Genomic DNA, 17,708 nt, shown 5'->3' with positions numbered 1-17,708 from the left:
CCGCGCGGGTGACAGTCAGACTCGAAGGCGTCTCAGGGTTCCTGATATAGCACCGGAGGTGCCCGCGTGCCCCGATCGCCGCACGGCCCGGCCGACTTCGGCCTCGGCAGCTGGCCCGCGCGCCGCGCCCGGATCTCCCCCGGGCGCACCGCGCTCGTCCAGCCCGGCCGCACGCGCACCTACGCGGAGCTCGCCGAGCGCGTCGAACGGCTGGCCGGCGCGCTGGCCCGGCTCGGCGTCCGGCCGGGCGACCGCGTCGCCTACCTCGGCGTCAACGATGTCACCGTCTTCGAAACGCTCTTCGCCACCGCCCGCCTGGGCGCGCTCTTCGTGCCGCTGAACTACCGCCTCTCCCCCGCCGAGATCCGCTACATGCTCGACGACAGCGGCGCTTCGGTGCTGGTGCACAGCCCGGACACCGACGACCTGGTGGCCGGCCCGCTGCCGGAGACGCTGCGGCACGTCGTCGCGACGGACCCGGCGTCGTGCCCGGCGGGCGGGCTGGACTACGAGGCCGAGCTCGCCGCCGCCGCAGATCCGCCGCCCACCGGCGTCCGGCTCGAGGACCCCTGCCTGCTGCTCTACACCTCCGGCACCACGGGCCGGCCGAAGGCCGCGGTCCTGACCCACGGGAACCTCACCTGGAACACCGTCAACCAGCTCGCCCACCTCGACGTCCTGGGCACCGACAAGGCGCTGTGCATCGCGCCGCTGTTCCACTGCGTCGGGCTGGGCCAGATCACGCTGCCGACGCTGTTCAAGGGCGGCAGCGTGGAACCGGTCGCGAAGGTCGACCCCGGCACGATCCTCGCCCGGATCGGCGAGGCCGGCATCACGAGCTTCTCCGCCGTCCCGACGATGCTGGAAATGCTGTGCCGCCACGAGGACTGGGACCGCACGGACCTGAGCTCGCTGACGTGCGTGCTCTACGGCGGCTCGCCGGTCGCCGAGCGCGTCGCCCGCGCGTGGCTCGACCGCGGCGTGAAACTCCTCCAGGGCTACGGCATGACGGAGGCCGCTCCCGGCGTCTCGATGGCCACCCACGAAGGGACGCTCGACCACCCGGTCGCCGCCGGCGTCCCGCACTTCTTCACCGACGTGGCCGCACTCGGCCCCGAGCTCACGCCCGAGCCGCTCTCCGAGACGCCCGCGGAGCTGCTGGTGCGCGGCCCGCACGTCTTCGGCGGCTACTGGAACCGGCCGGAGGAGTCGAAGGCGAGCTTCGTGGACGACGACTGGTTCCGCACCGGCGACGTCGTCAAGGTCGACGACGACGGCTGGGCCCACGTCGTCGACCGCGTCAAGGACATGATCATCTCCGGCGGCGAGAACGTGTACCCGGCCGAGATCGAGGCCGTCGCGGTCCGGCTCGACGCGGTCGACGACTGCGCCGTCGTGGGCGTGGCCGACGAGCGCTGGGGCGAGGTCGGCGCCGCCTTCGTCGTCCGCCGGGCCGGTGCCGAGCTCGACGAAGCCGGCTTCCGCGCCCACCTCGAACAGCACCTCGCCCGCTACAAGATCCCGAAGCACATCCGGTTCACCGACGCCCTGCCCCGCAACGCCACCGGCAAGATCCGCCGCGTCGAACTCCGCGCGCGGGCCGCCGAAGCCTTCCCGAACGGACCCGCATGACCACCGCTCTCCTGCCCCCGTCCCTGCGCCTGGAGCTGCACGACGACGTCGCCGTGCTGCGGCTCGCGCGCCCGGAGAAGCGCAACGCTCTCGACGACACCACCGTGCTCGGCCTCGAAGCGTTCTTCGGCGCCCCGCCCCGCGGCATCAAGGCCGTCGTGCTGGACGCCGTGGGCGAGCACTTCTCCGCCGGGCTCGACCTGTCCGAGCTGACCGAGCGCGACACGTTCGAAGGCCTGGAGCACTCGATGATGTGGCACCGCGCCTTCGAGCGGCTCGAACGCGGGCGCGTCCCGGTCGTCGCCGTGCTGCGCGGCGCGGTCGTCGGCGGCGGCCTGGAACTGGCGGCGGCCGCGCACATCCGCGTCGCCGAGCCCTCGGCGTTCTACGCGCTGCCCGAAGGCCAGCGCGGCCTGTTCGTCGGCGGCGGCGCGTCGGTGCGGGTGCCGCGGCTGATCGGCGCGCACCGGATGACCGACATGATGCTCACCGGCCGCGTCCTCGACGCCGGCGAGGGCCACGCCGCCGGGCTGTCGCACTACCTCGTCGAAGACGGCTCCGCGCACGCGCTCGACCTGGCCCGCAAGATCGCCGCGAACTCCCCGGTCACGAACTTCGCCGTCCTGCAGGCACTTCCCCGCATCGCCGAGGCCAACCCGGCCGAGGGCTACTTCCTCGAGGCGCTGATGGCCGCCGTCGCGAGCGGCAGCGCCGAGGCCAAAGAGCGGATGCAGGCGTTCCTGGACAAGCGCGCCGGGAAGGTCGGCCGATGATCCTGCGCCCGGTCGCGCCCGACGTCCGCGAAACCACGGAGATCGGCCGGTACCTGACCTGGCTGGCCGAGCGCGGCCGCAAGTTCGACGACTACGCCGCGCTGCACCGCTGGTCGGTGACCGACCTCGACGGCTTCTGGACGTCGATCAAGGACTTCTTCGGCGTGCGCTTCCACTCCCCCGAAAGTGCGGTCGTCCCGGACCGGCGGATGCCGGGCACCGAGTGGTTCCCCGGCGCGACCCTCAACTACGCCGAGCACGCCGTCGGTGGCCCGGCCGACGACGTCGCCGTCGTCGCCTACTCACAGACGCGTGAGCGCACCGAACTGACGTGGGCCGAACTGCGCGACCAGGTCGCGAAGGTCCGCGCGGGTCTGCGCCGGCTCGGCGTCGGACGCGGCGACCGCGTCGTCGCGTACCTGCCGAACATCCCCGAAACCGTGGTCGCCTACCTCGCGACCGCGAGCCTCGGCGCGGTCTGGGCGTCCTGCGCGCCCGAGTTCGGCGCCCGGTCGGTCGTCGACCGGTTCGGCCAGATCGAACCCCGCGTCCTGCTGACCGTGTCCGGCTACCGCTACGGTGCCAAGGACGTCGACCGCCGCGCCGAGGTGGCCGAGATCCGCGCCGGCCTGCCGACCGTCGAACACGTCGTCCACGTCCCCTACGGCGAGCACGACCTCCCGGACGCCCTGGACTGGAGCGCCCTCCTCACCGAGAGCGCACCCGGGTTCGAGCCGGTCGGCTTCGCGCACCCGCTGTGCGTGCTGTTCTCCTCCGGCACCACCGGCAAGCCGAAGGCGATCGTGCACGGCCACGGCGGGATCCTCCTGGAGCACCTCAAGAACCACGGCCTCAGCTGGGACCTGCGCCCCGGCGACCGGATCCTGTGGTTCTCCACCACCGCCTGGATGATGTGGAACGCGCTGGTCTCGGGGCTGCTCACCGGCGCGTCGATCGTGCTGGTCGACGGCAACCCGCTGCACCCCGACCTGGCGTGGCAGTGGCGGCTCGCCGCCGAGACCCGCGCGACGCTGATGGGCGCGAGCCCGGGCTTCCTGATGGCCTGCCGGAAAGCGGGCCTCGACCCGGCCGCGTCGTTCGACCTCTCCGCGGTGCGGCAGATCGGCGCGGCCGGCAGCCCGCTGCCCGCCGAGGGCTACCACTGGGTGCGGGACGTCTTCGGCCCCGAAGTGCTGCTCAACGTCGGCAGCGGCGGCACCGACGTCTGCAGCGGGATCGTGCAGGGCAGCCCGCTGCAGCCCGTGTTGGCCGGCGAGATCTCCGGGCCCTGCCTGGGGGTCGACGCCAAGGCGTTCGACGAGCACGGCACCGAAGTCGTCGGCGAGCTGGGCGAACTCGTGATCACCGCGCCGATGCCGTCGATGCCGGTCGGGTTCTGGGGCGACGACACCGGTTCCCGCTACCGCGACACGTACTTCGACACCTACCCGGGCGTCTGGCGCCACGGCGACTGGATCCGGTTCGACCCCGGCGGCGGCTGCGTCATCGCCGGCCGCTCGGACGCCACCCTCAACCGCGGCGGCGTCCGGCTCGGCACCGCCGAGTTCTACGCCGTCGTCGAGGAGCTGCCGGAGGTCGACGACTCGCTCGTCGTGCACTTGGAAGACCCGGCGGGCGGCAACGGCGACCTTCGCCTCTACGTCGTCCTTCGGGACGCCGTCCTGGACGCGCCGCTGCGCACGAAGATCGCGACGGCGTTGAAGAGCGCGCTGTCGCCGCGGCACGTGCCGGACACGATCACCGCCGTCCCGGTGATCCCCCGCAACCGCACCGGGAAGAAACTGGAGCTGCCCGTGAAGAAACTCCTGCTCGGTGCCCGGCCGGACGACGTCGTCGGCCGGGACGTGCTGGCCGATCCCACCGCGCTGGACCACTTCGGGATCCCCTCGTGAGCACTGTCGCGGTCGTCGGCACCGGCGTGATCGGCGAGAGCTGGGCGAGGCTCTTCCTCGCCCACGGCCTCGACGTCGTCGCCACCGACCCGGCGCCCGGCGCCGAGGAGCGGCTGCGGGATGCGCTCGAAGACACGACTCGGCTGCGGTTCGTCGCCGACCCCGCCGAAGCGGCGGCCGCCGCGGACTTCATCCAGGAGAACGGTCCCGAGCGCGAAGACGTCAAGCACGCGCTGTTCGCCGTCCTCGACGAGGCCGCGCGGCCGGACGTGGTCCTGGCGAGCAGCTCGTCCGGGCTGCTGCCGAGCGTCATCGCACGCGGCTGCCCGCACCACCCCGAGCGGGTCGTCGTCGGGCACCCGTTCAACCCGCCGCACCTGATCCCGCTCGTCGAGGTCGTGCCCGGCCGCGACACCGCGCCCGAGGTCGTCGACCGGGCCGTGGCGTTCTACACGTCGGTCGGCAAGCGGCCGATCCGGTTGGCGCGCGAAGTGCCCGGCCACGTCGCGAACCGGCTGCAGGCCGCGCTGTGGCAGGAGGCGTATTCACTGGTGGAGCGCGGCATCGCGACGGTCGCCGACATCGACACCGCGATCGCCAACGGGCCCGGCCTGCGCTGGGCCGTGCTCGGCCCGTTCGTCAACCAGCACCTCTCCGGCGGCGCGGGCGGGCTCGCGCACGTCCTCGCGCACCTCGGGCCGCCGACCGAAGCGTGGTGGCGCGACCTCGGCCGCGTCCACCTGACGCCGGAACTGGCCGAGGCGCTCGTCGCCGGGGTCGACGCCGAACTGGCCGGCACCGACGACCGGTCCCTCGTCGCCGCGCGCGACGCCGTCCTGCACCACCTGCTGGCGGCCAAGGCCGCGCAGCCCGACCTGCCTTGAGCACCGGAGATTCCCGTGGACCTTTCCGCACTGACCGCCATCGACGTCCACACCCACGTCGAGCAGGACGGGCACGGCTGCTTCGCCCTCGACCAGGAACTGCTGGACGCGTCGGAGAAGTACTTCCACGCCGGCCAGGACCGCACCCCGACGGTGGCGTCGATCGCCGAGCACTACCGGGCGCGGAACATGGCGGCCGTCGTCTTCACGGTCGAGGCGCCGGCCGCGACCGGGCACCCCGCGCTCTCGAGCGAGGAGATCGCCGACGCGGCGGCCGAGCACGCCGACGTGCTCATCCCGTTCGGCTCGGTCGACCCGCACGCCGGCAAGGCCGCCGTGCACCGCGCGCGGCGCCTGGTGACCGAGCACGGCGTCCGCGGCTTCAAGTTCCACCCGAGCCTGCAAGCTTTCGAGCCCAACGACGTCCGGTACTACCCGCTGTACGAGGCGATCCAGGAGCTGGGCGTCCCGGCGCTGTTCCACACCGGGCAGACCGGCATCGGCGCGGGCCTGCCGGGCGGGCACGGCATCAAGCTGCGCTACTCGAACCCGATGCTGCTCGACGACGTCGCCGCCGACTTCCCGGGCTTGACGATCATCCTGGCCCACCCGTCGGTGCCGTGGCAGGACGAGGCGATCTCGGTCGCGACGCACAAGGCGAACGTGTACATCGACCTGTCCGGCTGGTCGCCGAAGTACTTCCCGCCGCAGCTGGTCCGGGCGGCGAACTCGCTGCTGAAGCGCAAGGTGCTGTTCGGCTCGGACTTCCCGGTCATCACCCCGGACCGCTGGCTCGCCGACTTCGCCGCCCTCGACCTCAAGGACGAGGTGCGCCCGCTGATCCTCAAGGAGAACGCCGTCCGAGTACTCGGCCTGGCCTGAACGTTTGTCCGGTCCATCCCCGGGCACCCGCGAAGCCTGGTGCTCTGCGGACGGAGGCGGACGTCGTGGCCGAGGGTGACGTGCACACCTACTTCGAAGACGGACTGTGGAAGAACCGCGTCGAAGGCGGGAGCCGGGCGTCCAACACCTCGCCGCGCCGGACCGACGCCGTGCTGTCCGGCCGGCTGATCGCGAAGAAGCGGCGCGTCGGGCACGTGGTCCACACGCCGGAGGGGGACGTCGAGACCGAGCGGGACTACCGGCCGCGGGTGAAGCGTCCACAGTAGACGAAGACCCGCCCCCGCTCGGCGAAGGCTGGGGGTTACCTGCGAGCGGGGGCGGGAGCCTGTACTCGTTACAACGCAGGGGAAGCGGCGGTGTTCCCGTACGTGACGCGGGCCTCAGCGGCGGGCCAGCACGGCCCACACGGTCTTGCCGCCGGACCGGCGCGGGCTGCTGCCCCACGTCTTCGAGACCTTGGCGACCATCCGCATGCCGAGGCCCGTCTCGGTGAGATCCAGCCCTTCGCGGACGAAGGCGGGTCGCGAACTGTCGTCGGCCACCTCGACGGCCAGCCGCCCGCGGCGCAGCTCCAGCCGCAGCCGGGGCACCGAATCCGTGTGCCGCAGCGTGTTCTCGACGAGTTCGGTGGCGATCAGCTCGGCGTCCTCGGCCAGTTCGGGCACCCCCCACCGCGCGCAGGTGCTCCGGACGAACTCCCGGGCGGACGCGGAGGTGCGCGAGGACCGGACCAGCACCCGCCGCGCCCTTTTCGCCGCGGGACGGGGCAACGCGGCTTCGGCCGCGGCGGCGTCGGCGTACACGGGCACGTTCTGGCCGGCCAGCACCGCCCGCTGCTCGGGCCGCCCGGTCACGAGGGCGAACGGCACCGCGGGCCAGTCGCCGACCCGCAGCGCGACCAGCGCGAACACCCGCAGCAGCGCCGGATCCCGCAGGGCGAGGCGCTCGACGTCGACGAGCACGGCGTCCCGTGCGTCGGCGGCGAGCTCGAGCAAGCTGTCGCGCAGCCGCGGATAGGTCGTCCGGTCGAGCACGCCGACGGCGGACGCGGTGGCGGTCGAACCGGCCGGGGAAACCAGCCGGACGGAATTGTGCCGGGCGAGCACCGGGACCACCTCCTGGGAAAAGGACCTCAAGACCGGATAGCCGGTCACGCGGCACTCAAACGGCGGGTTTCCGGTTGACCGCGGACCGGCGGGCGCCGCAGCGCTCCCGCTTCCGCCGATCGGGCGAAACCCGGGCACACCGGCGACCGGTGCAGCGGCCCGCGTTTGCCGGGCCCGGCGCCGGGCATGCCGCCCCGGCGCGGCCCCCGGCCGAGGGCCCGTCCCATCCGAATCGGAGGAACCACCATGGCATCGACGGAGACCGCCGTCCGGCGGACCCCGCGCCAGCTGCTCGCGGCGATCGTGGCAGTGGTTTTCCTGCTGGTCGGCGTGCTGGGGTTCATCCCCGGCGTGACGACGAACTACGACATGCTCACCGGTGCCGGGCACCACTCCGGGGCGCTGCTGCTCGGGATCTTCGCCGTCTCGATCCTGCACAACATCGTCCACCTGGCGTTCGGCGTCGCGGGGCTCGCGCTGGCCCGGACTCCGGGCGGCGCCAAGGCGTTCCTCGTCGGCGGCGGTGTGGTCTACCTGGTGCTGTGGCTCTACGGCCTGCTGATCGACCAGGGCAGCGCGGCCAACTTCGTGCCGGTCAACACGGCCGACAACTGGCTGCACCTCGGCCTCGGCGTCGGCATGGTCGCGCTCGGCCTGATCCCGCTGGGCGCGACGCGCGGCCCGATTGCCGACTCGCGCTGAGTCACCCGGGCCGGGCGACTCCTCACGGCCGCCCGGCCCGGCTCCCCGCGTAAGCCTTTTCCCGCACCTGCGCCAGCCACCCCGGCGCCACCTCGAGACCCGCGGGCCGGTTGAGCATCGGATCGAACGCCGGCGCGTCTCCCCCGACCTCCGACAGGGTCAGCTCAGCACTGTCGCACCAGCGCCCGTCCTCCCGGCCCGTCCGCAGCACGAACCCCAGGCCGCCCGCCGCCACCACCGACTCGAGCGACGCGTCCAGCCGCGGCGACTCCGCCGATGCCCACGCCGCCAGCCAGATCAGCCGATCCGCGCGGCGGTAGGGCACCAGGCTGCTGTACGCCCCGCCGGTCCACGTCGCCGCCGGGCGCGGCAGCATCCGGCCGACGTGCCCGCTGCCCGCCGTCGTCAGGGTGAGGTCCCACGGGCCGCCGTCGCGGCCCGCGCCGGGGATCCGCACCGCCAAGCCGAGCGCGTCCGGCAGCCGGCCGGGCGTGCCGGCGCCCTTGGACAGCCGCGCGACGACCGCCGTCGGCCCGGCCGGCCACGGCAGGTCGTCGTCGACGGGCCGCAGCTCGCCGCGCAGCACCAGCCCGGCCGGGTGAAACGCGCGGGCGCGGCGCAGGGCCGCCAGCCCGCGGAAGCCGGCCGCCACCAGTTCGGTCACCGGCGTCGTCATGTGTAGGTCCTCTCGCGTCGGGTACCCGGGCGATACCCACCCGGAGCCCGCAGAAACCCGAGGAGACCACCATCGCCACCGCGGTCCTGTTCGACGTCGACGGCACGCTCGTCGACTCCAACTACCTCCACGTCCACGCCTGGCGGCGCGCCTTCCACGAGCTGGACCGGAAGGTCGACTCCTGGCGCGTGCACCGCGCGATCGGCAAGGGCTCCGGCAAGCTGCTGAGCACCCTGCTGGGCGACGAAGACGCCGAGCGCGTCGGCGACGAAGCCAACGAGCTGCACAGCCGCTACTACCTGGAGACAGCGGAGCTGCTGCGGCCGTTCGCCCAGGCCCCGGAGCTGGTGCGGGCGCTGGCCGCGAAGGGCGTGCGGGTCGTCCTGGCGACGTCGGCGGGTCCCGACGAGCTGGACGTGCTGCGCAAGACCCTCGGCGTCGACGACGTCGTGCAGGACATCGTCGCCGGCTCGGACGTCGAAGCGACGAAACCGGATCCGGAACCGGTGCGGGTGGCCCTCGAGAAGGCGGGCACGGCCCCGGAGGACACGATCTTCGTCGGCGACGCGGTCTGGGACGTCCGGGCCGCGACGAAGGCCGGTGTGCGCACGATCGGCGTGCTGTCGGGCGGCGTCAGCGCGGCGGAGCTGACGGAGGCGGGCGCGATCGCGACCTACGACGACGTCGCCGCGCTGCTGGCCGACCTCGAGGAGAGCCCGCTGGCGGAGCTGTTCAGCTGACCTTCCGGGCCACCAGCCGCTCGACCAGCCCCAGCTTGAACCGCTCGCGCCGCTCGATCGGCATCCCGAGCGCCTCCACCAGCTTCAGCGGGCGGCGCCGGAAGTGCTCGCCGGCCAGCGGGACGCTCGCCAGCTCGAGCAGCCACTGCGCCGCGCGGACGAAGACCGACGAGCCCGCCACGTGGTCCACCAGGATCAGCCGCCCGTCCGGGCGCAGGACGCGGTGCATCTGCGTCACCGCCGCCGCGGGGTCCGGGATCGCGCAGAGGCCGAACGTGCACACCACCGTGTCGAACGACCCGTCGGCGAACGGCAGCTCGTGCGCGCTGCCCTCCCGCAGGGTCACCTCGCGGCCGAGTTCGCTGGCGCGCGTGCGGGCGATCTCCAGCATCCCGCTGCTCAAGTCCAGGCCGGTGAGCCTCACCCCGGCCGGGTACCAGGGCAGGTTGAGCCCGGTGCCGACGGCGACCTCCAGCACCTCGCCGGCCGCCTGCCCGCAGGCCCACTCCCGCGAGTCGCCGAAGAGGCGGCGGTCCCAGACGCCCATCTCCGCGTCGTAGGTCGCCGACTTGCGGTCCCAGTACCGGTTCCACCGCTGCGCCTTCGTCATGTCCCCCAGCGAAGCACGAACCGGCCCGGGATCGGGTGCTCCCGGGCCGGTTCGGGTCAGCCGAACATGCCGAGCTCGTAAGCGCCGCCCCGCTGGCGCAGGATCACCGCGAGCCGGTTGGCCGAGTTCATCTGGGCCACCAGCGCGACCAGCGCCGCGGTCCGATCGTCGTCGAAGTGCTCGCGCACGCTCTCCCAGGTGTCGTCGGAGACGCCCGGGGCGGCGTCGGCGAGCCGGGTGCCCTCCTCGGCCAGCGCCAGCGCGGCCCGCTCGGCCTCGGTGTACACCGTGGCCTCGCGCCAAGCAGCGACGAGGTTGATCCGGACCGCGGACTCCCCGGCGGCGGCCAGCTCCTTCGTGTGGATGTCGACGCACCAGCCGCAGCCGTTGATCTGGCTGACGCGCAGCGACACCAGCTCCTGCGTGATCTTCGGCAGCGGCGACTGGACGATCGCCAGGCTCGCGGTGCCGAACCGCTTGGCGAACTTCGCGCCGATTTCGTTGTCGGTCAAGGCGAAACGGGGTTCCATGGTTCCTCACTCCCGGTCGTGGGACGGTCGACCAGGAGATGCCGAACCGTCCGGACCCGTGACAGTGACCACCGTCACGGTCACAACGGGAGCGCGGCCGGCATCCGGTGGGAAAGACCGCTCGACGCCGAAAAAAACAGGAGCCACCCATGGCCGACCCCGCGACCGAGGCGTTCCTCGCCCACCGGAACCTGCTGTTCACCGTCGCCTACCAGATGCTCGGCTCGGCCGCCGACGCCGAAGACGTCCTGCAGGAGACGTGGCTGCGCTGGGCGGGCGTGGACCGCGCCGTCGTGCGCGACGAGCGGGCGTACCTGGTCCGGATCACCACGCGCCTGGCGCTGATGCGGCTGCGGACCCAGGCCCGGCGCAAGGAGTCCTACGTCGGCCCGTGGCTGCCCGAGCCGTTGCTGACCGCGCCGGACGTCGCCGAGGACGTCGAGCTGGCCGACAGCGTCTCGATGGCGATGCTGCTGGTGCTGGAGACGCTGACACCGGCCGAGCGCGCGGTGTTCGTGCTGCGCGAGGTGTTCGCCCTGGACTACGACGAGATCGCCGAAGCCGTCGGCAAGACCCCTTCGACCTGCCGCCAGATCGCCCACCGCGCCCGGTCCCACGTCGCCGCGCGCCGGCCCCGCGGCGACGTGTCCCCCGCGACGTCGCGCGACGCGCTGGAGGCGTTCCGGCGCGCGGTCGAGACGGGCGACCTGCGCGAGCTGCTGGACATCCTCGCCCCGGACGTGGTGTTCCTCGGCGACGGCGGCGGGGTCGTGCGGGCCGTCCTCGAACCGGTCGTCGGGTCCTCGGCGGTGGCCGGCTTGCTCACCGCCGGCCTGGGCAACTTCGCGCGCGGATCCCTGGCGACGGCCCAGGTCAACGGCCACCCGGCACTGGTCCTCCGCCGCGACGGCGAGGTGGACACGGTTCTGGCGTTGCGCATCGACGACGGGCTCGTCACGGGCCTGTACGCGGTGCGCAACCCCGAGAAACTGTCGCGTTTGGACGAAGAGACGCCCCTGCGGCGGTGAGTCCGGCACGCGCCGGACTCACCGCCGATCACCCGCGGGTCACTCGGCCGCGGCCGCCGCGATCACCTCGGCGACGACGCCGGGCTGCGACACCGCGACGGCGTGGGAGGCGTCGATCCGCCGGACCGTCGAGGACGCGCGCTCGGCCATGAACTCCTGGGCCGCGGCCGGGATGGCGTTGTCCTGGTTGGCGATCAGCGTCCACGACGGGAGCTTCGTCCACGCCGGGGTGCCCTCGAACGGCGCGGCCAGGGCCTGCTGGGCCACCGGGCGCTGGGTGACGGCCAGGATCGCGGCCGTCTCCGCGGGGACGTCGGCCGCGAAGACCTCGGCGAAGTCTTCCGGCTTGATCGACAGTTCCGGCGTTCCCTCGTGGACCAGGACGTTCGTGGTCTCCGGGCCGAGCTTCGCGCCCGGGTAGCGGCCGGACAGCTCGAAGACGCTCTCCCCCGCGTCCGGCTGGAACGCGGCGATGTAGACCAGCGCGCGGACGTTCGGCGTCTCGGTCGCCGCGCGGGTGATCAGGGCGCCGCCGTAGGAGTGGCCGGCGAGGACCACGGGGCCTTCGACGCCCTTGACGACGTCGGCGACGTACGCCGCGTCGGACTCGACGCCGCGCAGCGGGTTCGCCACCGCGACGACCGGGAAGCCCTGCTCCTGCAGCTTCGCGACGACACCCGTCCAGCTCGACGAGTCGGCGAAAGCGCCGTGGACCAGGACGATGGTGGGCTTGCTCATGAATGGCTCCTCACAGAGAGAACGACTGGTCTTTCTGTCTCCACACTCTGGCCGTCCGCGGACGGGTTGGCAATGTGACGTAGCCGATCTGGCAGAACGACTGGTCTTTCTCTATGGTGGACCGATGACGACTGCCGACGTGCACCCGAAGGACCGGCTGCTGGCTACCGCGTCGCGGCTCTTCTACGCGGAGGGCATCCACGCGGTCGGGGTCGAGCGGCTGGTGTCCGAGGCATCGGTGACGCGGGCGACGTTCTACCGGCACTACCCCACAAAGGACGACCTGGTGGCGGCGTACCTGGCGGAGACGAGCCGCCGAATCCGCGAAGCGGTCGACGCGGCGCGGGCGGGGAAGCCTCCGCGCGAGGCGTTGGCGGCGGCGCTTGCGGTGGTGGGAGAGGCGACGTGCGGAGAGGACTTCCGCGGCTGCCAGTTCCTCAACGCGGCGGCCGAGTACCCGGACCCGGACCACCTGGTCCGCCAGGTGATCGAGGACCACCGCAAGTGGTTCTTCGAGGTACTGCGCACCGAGGCGGCGGCCGCCGGCCACCCCGAGCCCGACCACGCGGCGCGGGTCTTGGTGCTCCTCCGCGATGGGGCGTTGCACGGCGGCGAGCTGGACGACGCGGAGACCGTGCGCGCGACGCTGCGGCGAGCGGTCGAGGACTTCTTCCCGGCCTGAGCGGGCCATCCCGGCCCTGCTGGGCTAGGACTCGGCGGACTCGCGAGCCGTCGCACGCGCCAGGAACCCATGGCGCCGGGCCATCCCGCAACGCCGACCGTCCCGCGTGCCGTCTGCTGCTGCGCCGCCTCCGACCGCACCTGCCGCCGCACCGAAACCCCGCGCAAGCTCGCCGCCGCCGGGACCACCCTCGTAGCGACCCACCTCACCCCAGCACACGGTTCACTCCGACCCACCCCACCCCGCGTGCTGAAATGAAAGCCGTGCCGCCCGAGGATCCACTCCCCCGCATTGCCCGCCCGCGGGCCCTGCTCTTCGCCCTCCCCGCCGCCGGACGGCGGTGGAGCGCCGGGCTTCGGGCCGCCGGCGCCGTCCTCCTGCCCGGCGTCATCGTCGTCCTCACCGGACACCCGAGCCGAGCGCTCTTCGTCACCTTCGGCGCCTTCGCCGTCCTCTACGGCGAAGGCCGCCCCTACCGCGTACGCGCCCGCGTGGTCCTCACCGCCGCTGCCGCCCTGCTGCTCGCCGCCGCGCTCGGTGCCGCGGTCGGCTCCGTTGGCGGCAAAGCCGCCGTCGTCATCGTCGTCACCGCTGTCGCCGTCGTCGCCGTCTACACAGTGGACGCCCTCCGGCTCGGGCCGCCCGGCGCGCTCTTCTTCGCCATCGTCTGCGGCGGCGCCTTCGTCGCCACCGAAGCCGGCGCCGATCCGCCGGCCCTGCTCCTCTGCACCGCGCTCGGCGGTGTGTCCTCCGCCGTCGTGTCCATGGCCGGCGCCCTCGCCGACCGCGAAAAACCGGAACGCACCGCCGTCGACCAAGCCGTCCGGGCCGTCGATGCCTTCCTGGACACCGAAAACCCGAACGCCGCCCTCCGGCACGCCGCGGGCTCGGCTCTCTCGGCCGCCCGGAACGCCGTCCACGACGCGGGCCACCACCCGAAATCCGCCCTGGCCACCACCCTCATCGCCGCCCACCGGCGCTTCACCGCCGCAACCGACGACGAGGCCGGGCCGCTCCCCCTCCCCCGCCCCAGCGTCGGTTACCGGCTGCGACGCTCCGCGAGCCTCCGGTCGCACGCCGCGGTGACGGCGCTGCGCGTCGGCGGCACCTGCCTGCTCGCCGGCACCCTCAGCGCGACGCTCGGCCTGGCCCGCCCGCACTGGGCCGTCCTCAGCGCGCTCGTCGTCCTGCAGCAGGGCACCGACCGCCTGCACGCCAACGTCCGGGGCCTGCAGCGCTTCGCCGGGACCGCCGTCGGGTTGGCCCTCTTCGCCGCGCTCTCCCTGCTCGCGCCCACCGGGATCGCGCTGGTCGCCGTGATCGCGGTGCTGCAGTTCTGCACCGAGCTGTTCGTCCCGCGCAACTACGCCGTGGCCGCCGTCTTCATCACGCCGGTCGCGCTCCTGGCCGGTGGCGTCGCGGCGTCCGGCGCGATCGGCCCCGCCGTCCGCGACCGCCTCGTGGAGACGCTGATCGGCGTCGCGCTCGCGGTCCTCGCCCAGTACCTGCTCGCCCCGAACGCCCATCGCACGACGTTCCGCTGGACCGAATCCCGCGTCCGCACCGCCGCGCGGACGCTGCTCGCGACCGGCCCCGCGGCGGTGGACCACCGCCGCGACCTGCAGTTCGAGCTCGAGGGCACGACGCGCGCGGCGGTCGACTCGGCCCACAACGACCTCGCCTGGACGCGCCGGCACTGGCCCGCGCACGTGGAGCTCGTCCACCGCGGCTACGACCTGCTGGCCGCGTGCTGGACGACGTCGGGCGAACTGCGGGCCGAAGAATGGGAACAAGCGTTCCGGTAGCTTTCACCTGCACAAACCCAGCACGGCTAGGCCGAACGGGTTACCTTCGAGAAACACACACGGAGGTTCGGCATGGCTGGTCACGACGGAGTCCCCGCGTGGGTCGAGCCGATGCTGGCCAAGGCCGACGGCGGCCGGCTGCGCAGCGGCGCCGAATGGGCGTACGAGTACAAACTGGACGGTTACCGCGCCGCCATGCGGATCGCCCCGGACGGCACCACCGTGCTCACCAGCCGCAACAACATCGACTTCACGCCCGAGTTCGCCGACCTCGCCGGCGTGCTCGCCCCGGCGCTCGACGGCCAGGCCGCCTACCTCGACGGCGAGGTCGTCGTCTACGGCGAAGACGGCCGGATCGACTTCGAGCTCATGCAGGAACGCCGCGGCCGCTGGGTCCGGCACCAGAGCGGGCCCCAGGGGCGGCCGTTCGACGACGTCCCGGTCCGGTTCCTCGCCTTCGACCTGCTGCGGCTCGGCGACCGCGACCTGCTGAAGGAGCCGTACGACGAACGCCGCCGCCTCCTGGCCGCGCTGCCGATGCCCGATCCCTACCGCGTCTCGGTGGTCCGCGCGGTCACCTTCGACGAGCTCGCCGCCGACCGCCGTACCCCGGCGGACTTCCTGGACCACGCGGCGTCCGCCGGCTACGAGGGCGTCGTCGCGAAGCTGCGCAGTTCCGCCTACGTGCCCGGGCAGCGGCCGGACTCGTGGCTCAAGCACCCGCTGATCCGCACGCAGGAGGTGATCGTCTGCGGCTGGCGCCCCGGGCAGCGCAGCTTCACCGGCACCCTCGGCGGTCTCCTGCTCGGCGCGCACGACCCCGGCACCGGCGACCTCGTCTACATCGGTGACGTCGGCACCGGCTTCAGCCAGGCCGCTCGCGCCGACCTGATGGCGCAGTTGCAGCCGCTCGAACGCCGCACCCACCCGTTCGCGACGACGCCGCCGCGCGAGGACACGGTCCGCGCGCGCTGGGTCGAGCCGCGGCTGGTCGGGGAGATCGTCTACCGGCAGTTCACGCGCGGCGGCCGTGTCCGCCACACCGCGTGGCGCGGCCTGCGGGCCGACAAGAAACCGGCGGACGTCCTCGCCCCGCGGGCGGCCGGCCCCGTCGCCGCTCCTCCCCCGCCGCCCGAGCCGGTGGGGCAGCGGATCACCGTGCAGGCCGGGAACCGGCGGCTCACACTGTCCAATTTGGACAAGGTGCTGTACCCGGCGGACGGGTTCACCAAGGGCGAGGTGATCAACTACTACTCGCGGATCGCGCCGGTCCTGCTGCCGCACCTCGCCGGCCGGCCGGTGACGTTCATCCGCTACCCCCACGGCGTCGGTGGCGAAAAGTGGTTCGAGAAGAACGTCCCGAACGGCGCGCCGTCGTGGTTGCGCACGGTCCGCCTGCCGAGCACGGGGTCCCGCGGCAGCGGCGACACGATCGACTACCCGCTCCTCGACGACCTCCCGGCGCTGGTCTGGTCGGCGAACATGGCGGCGCTCGAACTCCACGTTCCCCAGTGGACGGTGACGCCGGACGCGAGCCGGCAGCCGCCCGACCGCCTGGTGTTCGACCTCGACCCGGGGCCGGGCACGACGGTCGTCGACTGCGCCCGCGTCGCCGAACGCCTCCACGACGTCCTCGTCGCCGATGGTCTGACCCCGTACGCGAAGACGTCGGGTTCGAAGGGAATGCAGCTGTATTGCGGCATCCGCACCGACGACCCGGCGGCGCCGTCGGCGTACGCCAAACGTCTCGCGCAACAGCTCGCGCGGGAGACGCCCGATGCGGTGACCGCGGTGATGGCCAAGGCGCAGCGCACCGGCCGGGTGTTCATCGACTGGAGCCAGAACAACCCGGCCAAGACGACGATCGCACCGTACTCCCTGCGCGGCCGAGACCACCCGACGGTGTCGACCCCGGTGACGTGGGACGAGGTCCGCACGTGCGGGCACGTGAACCACCTGACGTTCACAGCGGACGAGGTCCTCGACCGCGTCGACGAGCACGGCGATCTGCTCGCCGGTCTGGTGGAGAGTCGCGCGCCGCTCCCCTAGTGTCGTTTGAGGAGGCGCTTGGCGTGGCTGAGCAGGCTCCGCACGGCTTTGCGTCCGGTGGCGGTCTTCTCGGTTGGCGTTTCCTCGGCGGATTGCGTGCGCGGCGCCGGGATTTCGCCGGTGATAGTTCCCGACTCGGGTACCGACGGCTGCGGCTCGGCTGGCTGGGGTTCGGCGGTCCGAGTCGGCGCGGCTGCGGATCGGGCGGGGACAGGTTGGGGCGCCAGAGCATGGCGGGGCTGTCGCGGAAGGTCGGGCTGCGGCGTGGCTCGAACCGGCTCCGGCTCGGCGTGGACCTGAGGCTGCGCTGGGACTCCGGGCGCAGGCTCCGGCTCGCCGAGGCCCCCGGGCCGGGCCGGCACCGGGCTCTCCGCCGAAACTCCAGGCGCAGCCTCCGACTCGGCGTGGCCCCAAGGCCGCAGCTCGGCACGGGACTCGGCCTGGCGCCCGCCCTCGACCTGAGGCTGCGCCGGGAGCGGCCTCACCGCCGAAACTCCAGGCGCAGCCTCAGACTCTGCGTGGCCCCGAGGTCGCGGCTCGGCACCGGACTCGACCTGGCTGCCGGCCCTGACCTGAGGGTGCGCCGGGGCCGGGTTCTGCGCCGGAACTTCTACCGCAGGCTCCGACTCGGCGTGAACCCGAGGTCGCGGCTCGGCACCCGACTCGGCCTGGCTCCCGACCTGAGGCTCAGGCCGGGTCTCCACCCGCCCCTGCGCTTGCGCCCGGATCTGGTTCAGCGGCTGCTCCGACCCGAGCATCTCCGGCGTGACCACCGGCGTCATGAGCGGCGTGTGCGCCGCGTCGGCGTTCGGCCGCGCCGGCTCGCGGACCTCCGGGTAGCGGGCCAGCGGGTCGGCCGCCGTCGGCACCGCCCGGCTTCGCAGCAACCCCACGCACCCCAGCAGGCCGAGCAAGCCGAGCAAACCCCAAAACACCG

Annotated in this window: 17 protein-coding genes; 12 read left to right on the top strand and 5 right to left on the bottom strand. The window is 73.2% G+C overall.

What is annotated here, in order from left to right; translation table 11 throughout:
* Nucleotides 1-66 precede the first annotated feature (66 nt).
* The 6 genes from ACIRSS_RS07750 to ACIRSS_RS07725 all read left to right on the top strand — a co-directional run bounded on the left by ACIRSS_RS07750 (nt 67) and on the right by ACIRSS_RS07725 (nt 6,371).
* Nucleotides 67-1,632, top strand: coding sequence for a long-chain fatty acid--CoA ligase (locus ACIRSS_RS07750; RefSeq protein WP_400891870.1), 1,566 nt, complete (start codon nt 67-69; stop codon nt 1,630-1,632).
* Nucleotides 1,629-2,405, top strand: a complete 777-nt coding sequence (locus tag ACIRSS_RS07745) for a crotonase/enoyl-CoA hydratase family protein (RefSeq protein ID WP_400891868.1) — start codon at nt 1,629-1,631, stop codon at nt 2,403-2,405. The genes ACIRSS_RS07750 and ACIRSS_RS07745 overlap by 4 nt, the downstream gene beginning before the upstream one ends.
* A complete protein-coding gene (locus ACIRSS_RS07740) occupies nt 2,402-4,318 on the top strand; it encodes an acetoacetate--CoA ligase (RefSeq protein WP_400891865.1) in 1,917 nt (638 codons plus the stop codon). Before ACIRSS_RS07745 ends, ACIRSS_RS07740 begins: the two co-directional genes overlap by 4 nt.
* Complete coding sequence (locus tag ACIRSS_RS07735) at nt 4,315-5,202, top strand: 3-hydroxyacyl-CoA dehydrogenase NAD-binding domain-containing protein (RefSeq protein WP_400891863.1); 888 nt, start codon at nt 4,315-4,317, stop codon at nt 5,200-5,202. The genes ACIRSS_RS07740 and ACIRSS_RS07735 overlap by 4 nt, the downstream gene beginning before the upstream one ends.
* Nucleotides 5,203-5,217: 15 nt before the next feature.
* Nucleotides 5,218-6,084: a 4-hydroxyphenyl-beta-ketoacyl-CoA hydrolase gene (couO, locus tag ACIRSS_RS07730; RefSeq protein WP_400891861.1), complete on the top strand. Its 867-nt coding sequence runs from the start codon at nt 5,218-5,220 to the stop codon at nt 6,082-6,084.
* Nucleotides 6,085-6,149: 65 nt separating this feature from the next.
* The gene (locus tag ACIRSS_RS07725; RefSeq protein WP_400891859.1) at nt 6,150-6,371 is read left to right on the top strand and encodes a DUF2188 domain-containing protein; all 222 of its coding nucleotides are present in this window, start codon (nt 6,150-6,152) and stop codon (nt 6,369-6,371) included.
* A gap of 114 nt (nt 6,372-6,485) precedes the next feature.
* Here the strand turns inward: ACIRSS_RS07725 and ACIRSS_RS07720 are convergent, their stop codons facing one another.
* Nucleotides 6,486-7,259: an ATP-binding protein gene (locus tag ACIRSS_RS07720; protein ID WP_400891857.1), complete on the bottom strand. Its 774-nt coding sequence runs from the start codon at nt 7,257-7,259 to the stop codon at nt 6,486-6,488.
* 198 nt (nt 7,260-7,457) lie between these two features.
* Between ACIRSS_RS07720 and ACIRSS_RS07715 the strand changes: the two genes are divergently transcribed.
* The gene (locus ACIRSS_RS07715) at nt 7,458-7,913 is read left to right on the top strand and encodes a DUF4383 domain-containing protein (protein WP_400891854.1); all 456 of its coding nucleotides are present in this window, start codon (nt 7,458-7,460) and stop codon (nt 7,911-7,913) included.
* Between the two features lie 22 nt (nt 7,914-7,935).
* On the opposite strand, the gene ACIRSS_RS07710 is transcribed toward ACIRSS_RS07715, so the two are convergent.
* Nucleotides 7,936-8,589 (bottom strand): hypothetical protein, encoded by a 654-nt coding sequence (locus tag ACIRSS_RS07710; protein ID WP_400891851.1) that lies wholly within the window; start codon nt 8,587-8,589, stop codon nt 7,936-7,938.
* A 32-nt stretch (nt 8,590-8,621) separates the two neighbouring features.
* On the opposite strand from ACIRSS_RS07710, the gene ACIRSS_RS07705 reads away from it, so the two are divergent.
* Entirely contained in the window at nt 8,622-9,329 is a 708-nt protein-coding gene (locus tag ACIRSS_RS07705) for an HAD family hydrolase (RefSeq protein ID WP_400893408.1), read from the top strand.
* On the opposite strand, the gene ACIRSS_RS07700 is transcribed toward ACIRSS_RS07705, so the two are convergent.
* Together ACIRSS_RS07700 and ACIRSS_RS07695 are read right to left on the bottom strand one after the other, a co-directional pair.
* Complete coding sequence (locus ACIRSS_RS07700; protein WP_400891848.1) at nt 9,322-9,939, bottom strand: class I SAM-dependent methyltransferase; 618 nt, start codon at nt 9,937-9,939, stop codon at nt 9,322-9,324. The genes ACIRSS_RS07705 and ACIRSS_RS07700 overlap by 8 nt on opposite strands.
* A 56-nt stretch (nt 9,940-9,995) precedes the next feature.
* On the bottom strand, nt 9,996-10,469 hold the full coding sequence (locus tag ACIRSS_RS07695; protein ID WP_400891845.1) for a carboxymuconolactone decarboxylase family protein: 474 nt from the start codon (nt 10,467-10,469) through the stop codon (nt 9,996-9,998).
* 149 nt (nt 10,470-10,618) lie between these two features.
* Here ACIRSS_RS07695 and ACIRSS_RS07690 point away from each other — a divergent pair, with 149 nt between their 5' ends.
* On the top strand, nt 10,619-11,497 hold the full coding sequence (locus tag ACIRSS_RS07690; RefSeq protein ID WP_400891843.1) for an RNA polymerase sigma-70 factor: 879 nt from the start codon (nt 10,619-10,621) through the stop codon (nt 11,495-11,497).
* Nucleotides 11,498-11,536: 39 nt separating this feature from the next.
* On the opposite strand, the gene ACIRSS_RS07685 is transcribed toward ACIRSS_RS07690, so the two are convergent.
* Entirely contained in the window at nt 11,537-12,235 is a 699-nt protein-coding gene (locus ACIRSS_RS07685; RefSeq protein ID WP_400891840.1) for an alpha/beta fold hydrolase, read from the bottom strand.
* 124 nt (nt 12,236-12,359) lie between these two features.
* Here ACIRSS_RS07685 and ACIRSS_RS07680 point away from each other — a divergent pair, with 124 nt between their 5' ends.
* The 3 genes from ACIRSS_RS07680 (at nt 12,360) to ligD (ending at nt 16,771) form a co-directional block, all read left to right on the top strand.
* A complete protein-coding gene (locus ACIRSS_RS07680) occupies nt 12,360-12,917 on the top strand; it encodes a TetR/AcrR family transcriptional regulator (RefSeq protein ID WP_400891837.1) in 558 nt (185 codons plus the stop codon).
* A gap of 254 nt (nt 12,918-13,171) precedes the next feature.
* Nucleotides 13,172-14,722 carry an FUSC family protein gene (locus ACIRSS_RS07675; RefSeq protein ID WP_400891834.1) on the top strand — a complete coding sequence of 517 codons (1,551 nt, stop codon included), beginning with the start codon at nt 13,172-13,174 and terminating at the stop codon, nt 14,720-14,722.
* Nucleotides 14,723-14,794: 72 nt separating this feature from the next.
* Nucleotides 14,795-16,771: a DNA ligase D gene (ligD, locus tag ACIRSS_RS07670; RefSeq protein ID WP_400891831.1), complete on the top strand. Its 1,977-nt coding sequence runs from the start codon at nt 14,795-14,797 to the stop codon at nt 16,769-16,771.
* Nucleotides 16,772-17,708: the final 937 nt, after the last annotated feature.

This window comes from Amycolatopsis sp. NPDC101161 (assembly GCF_044768185.1).
Classification (GTDB): Bacteria; Actinomycetota; Actinomycetes; order Mycobacteriales; family Pseudonocardiaceae; genus Amycolatopsis.
This window is presented reverse-complemented; position numbering and strand designations above follow the sequence as displayed.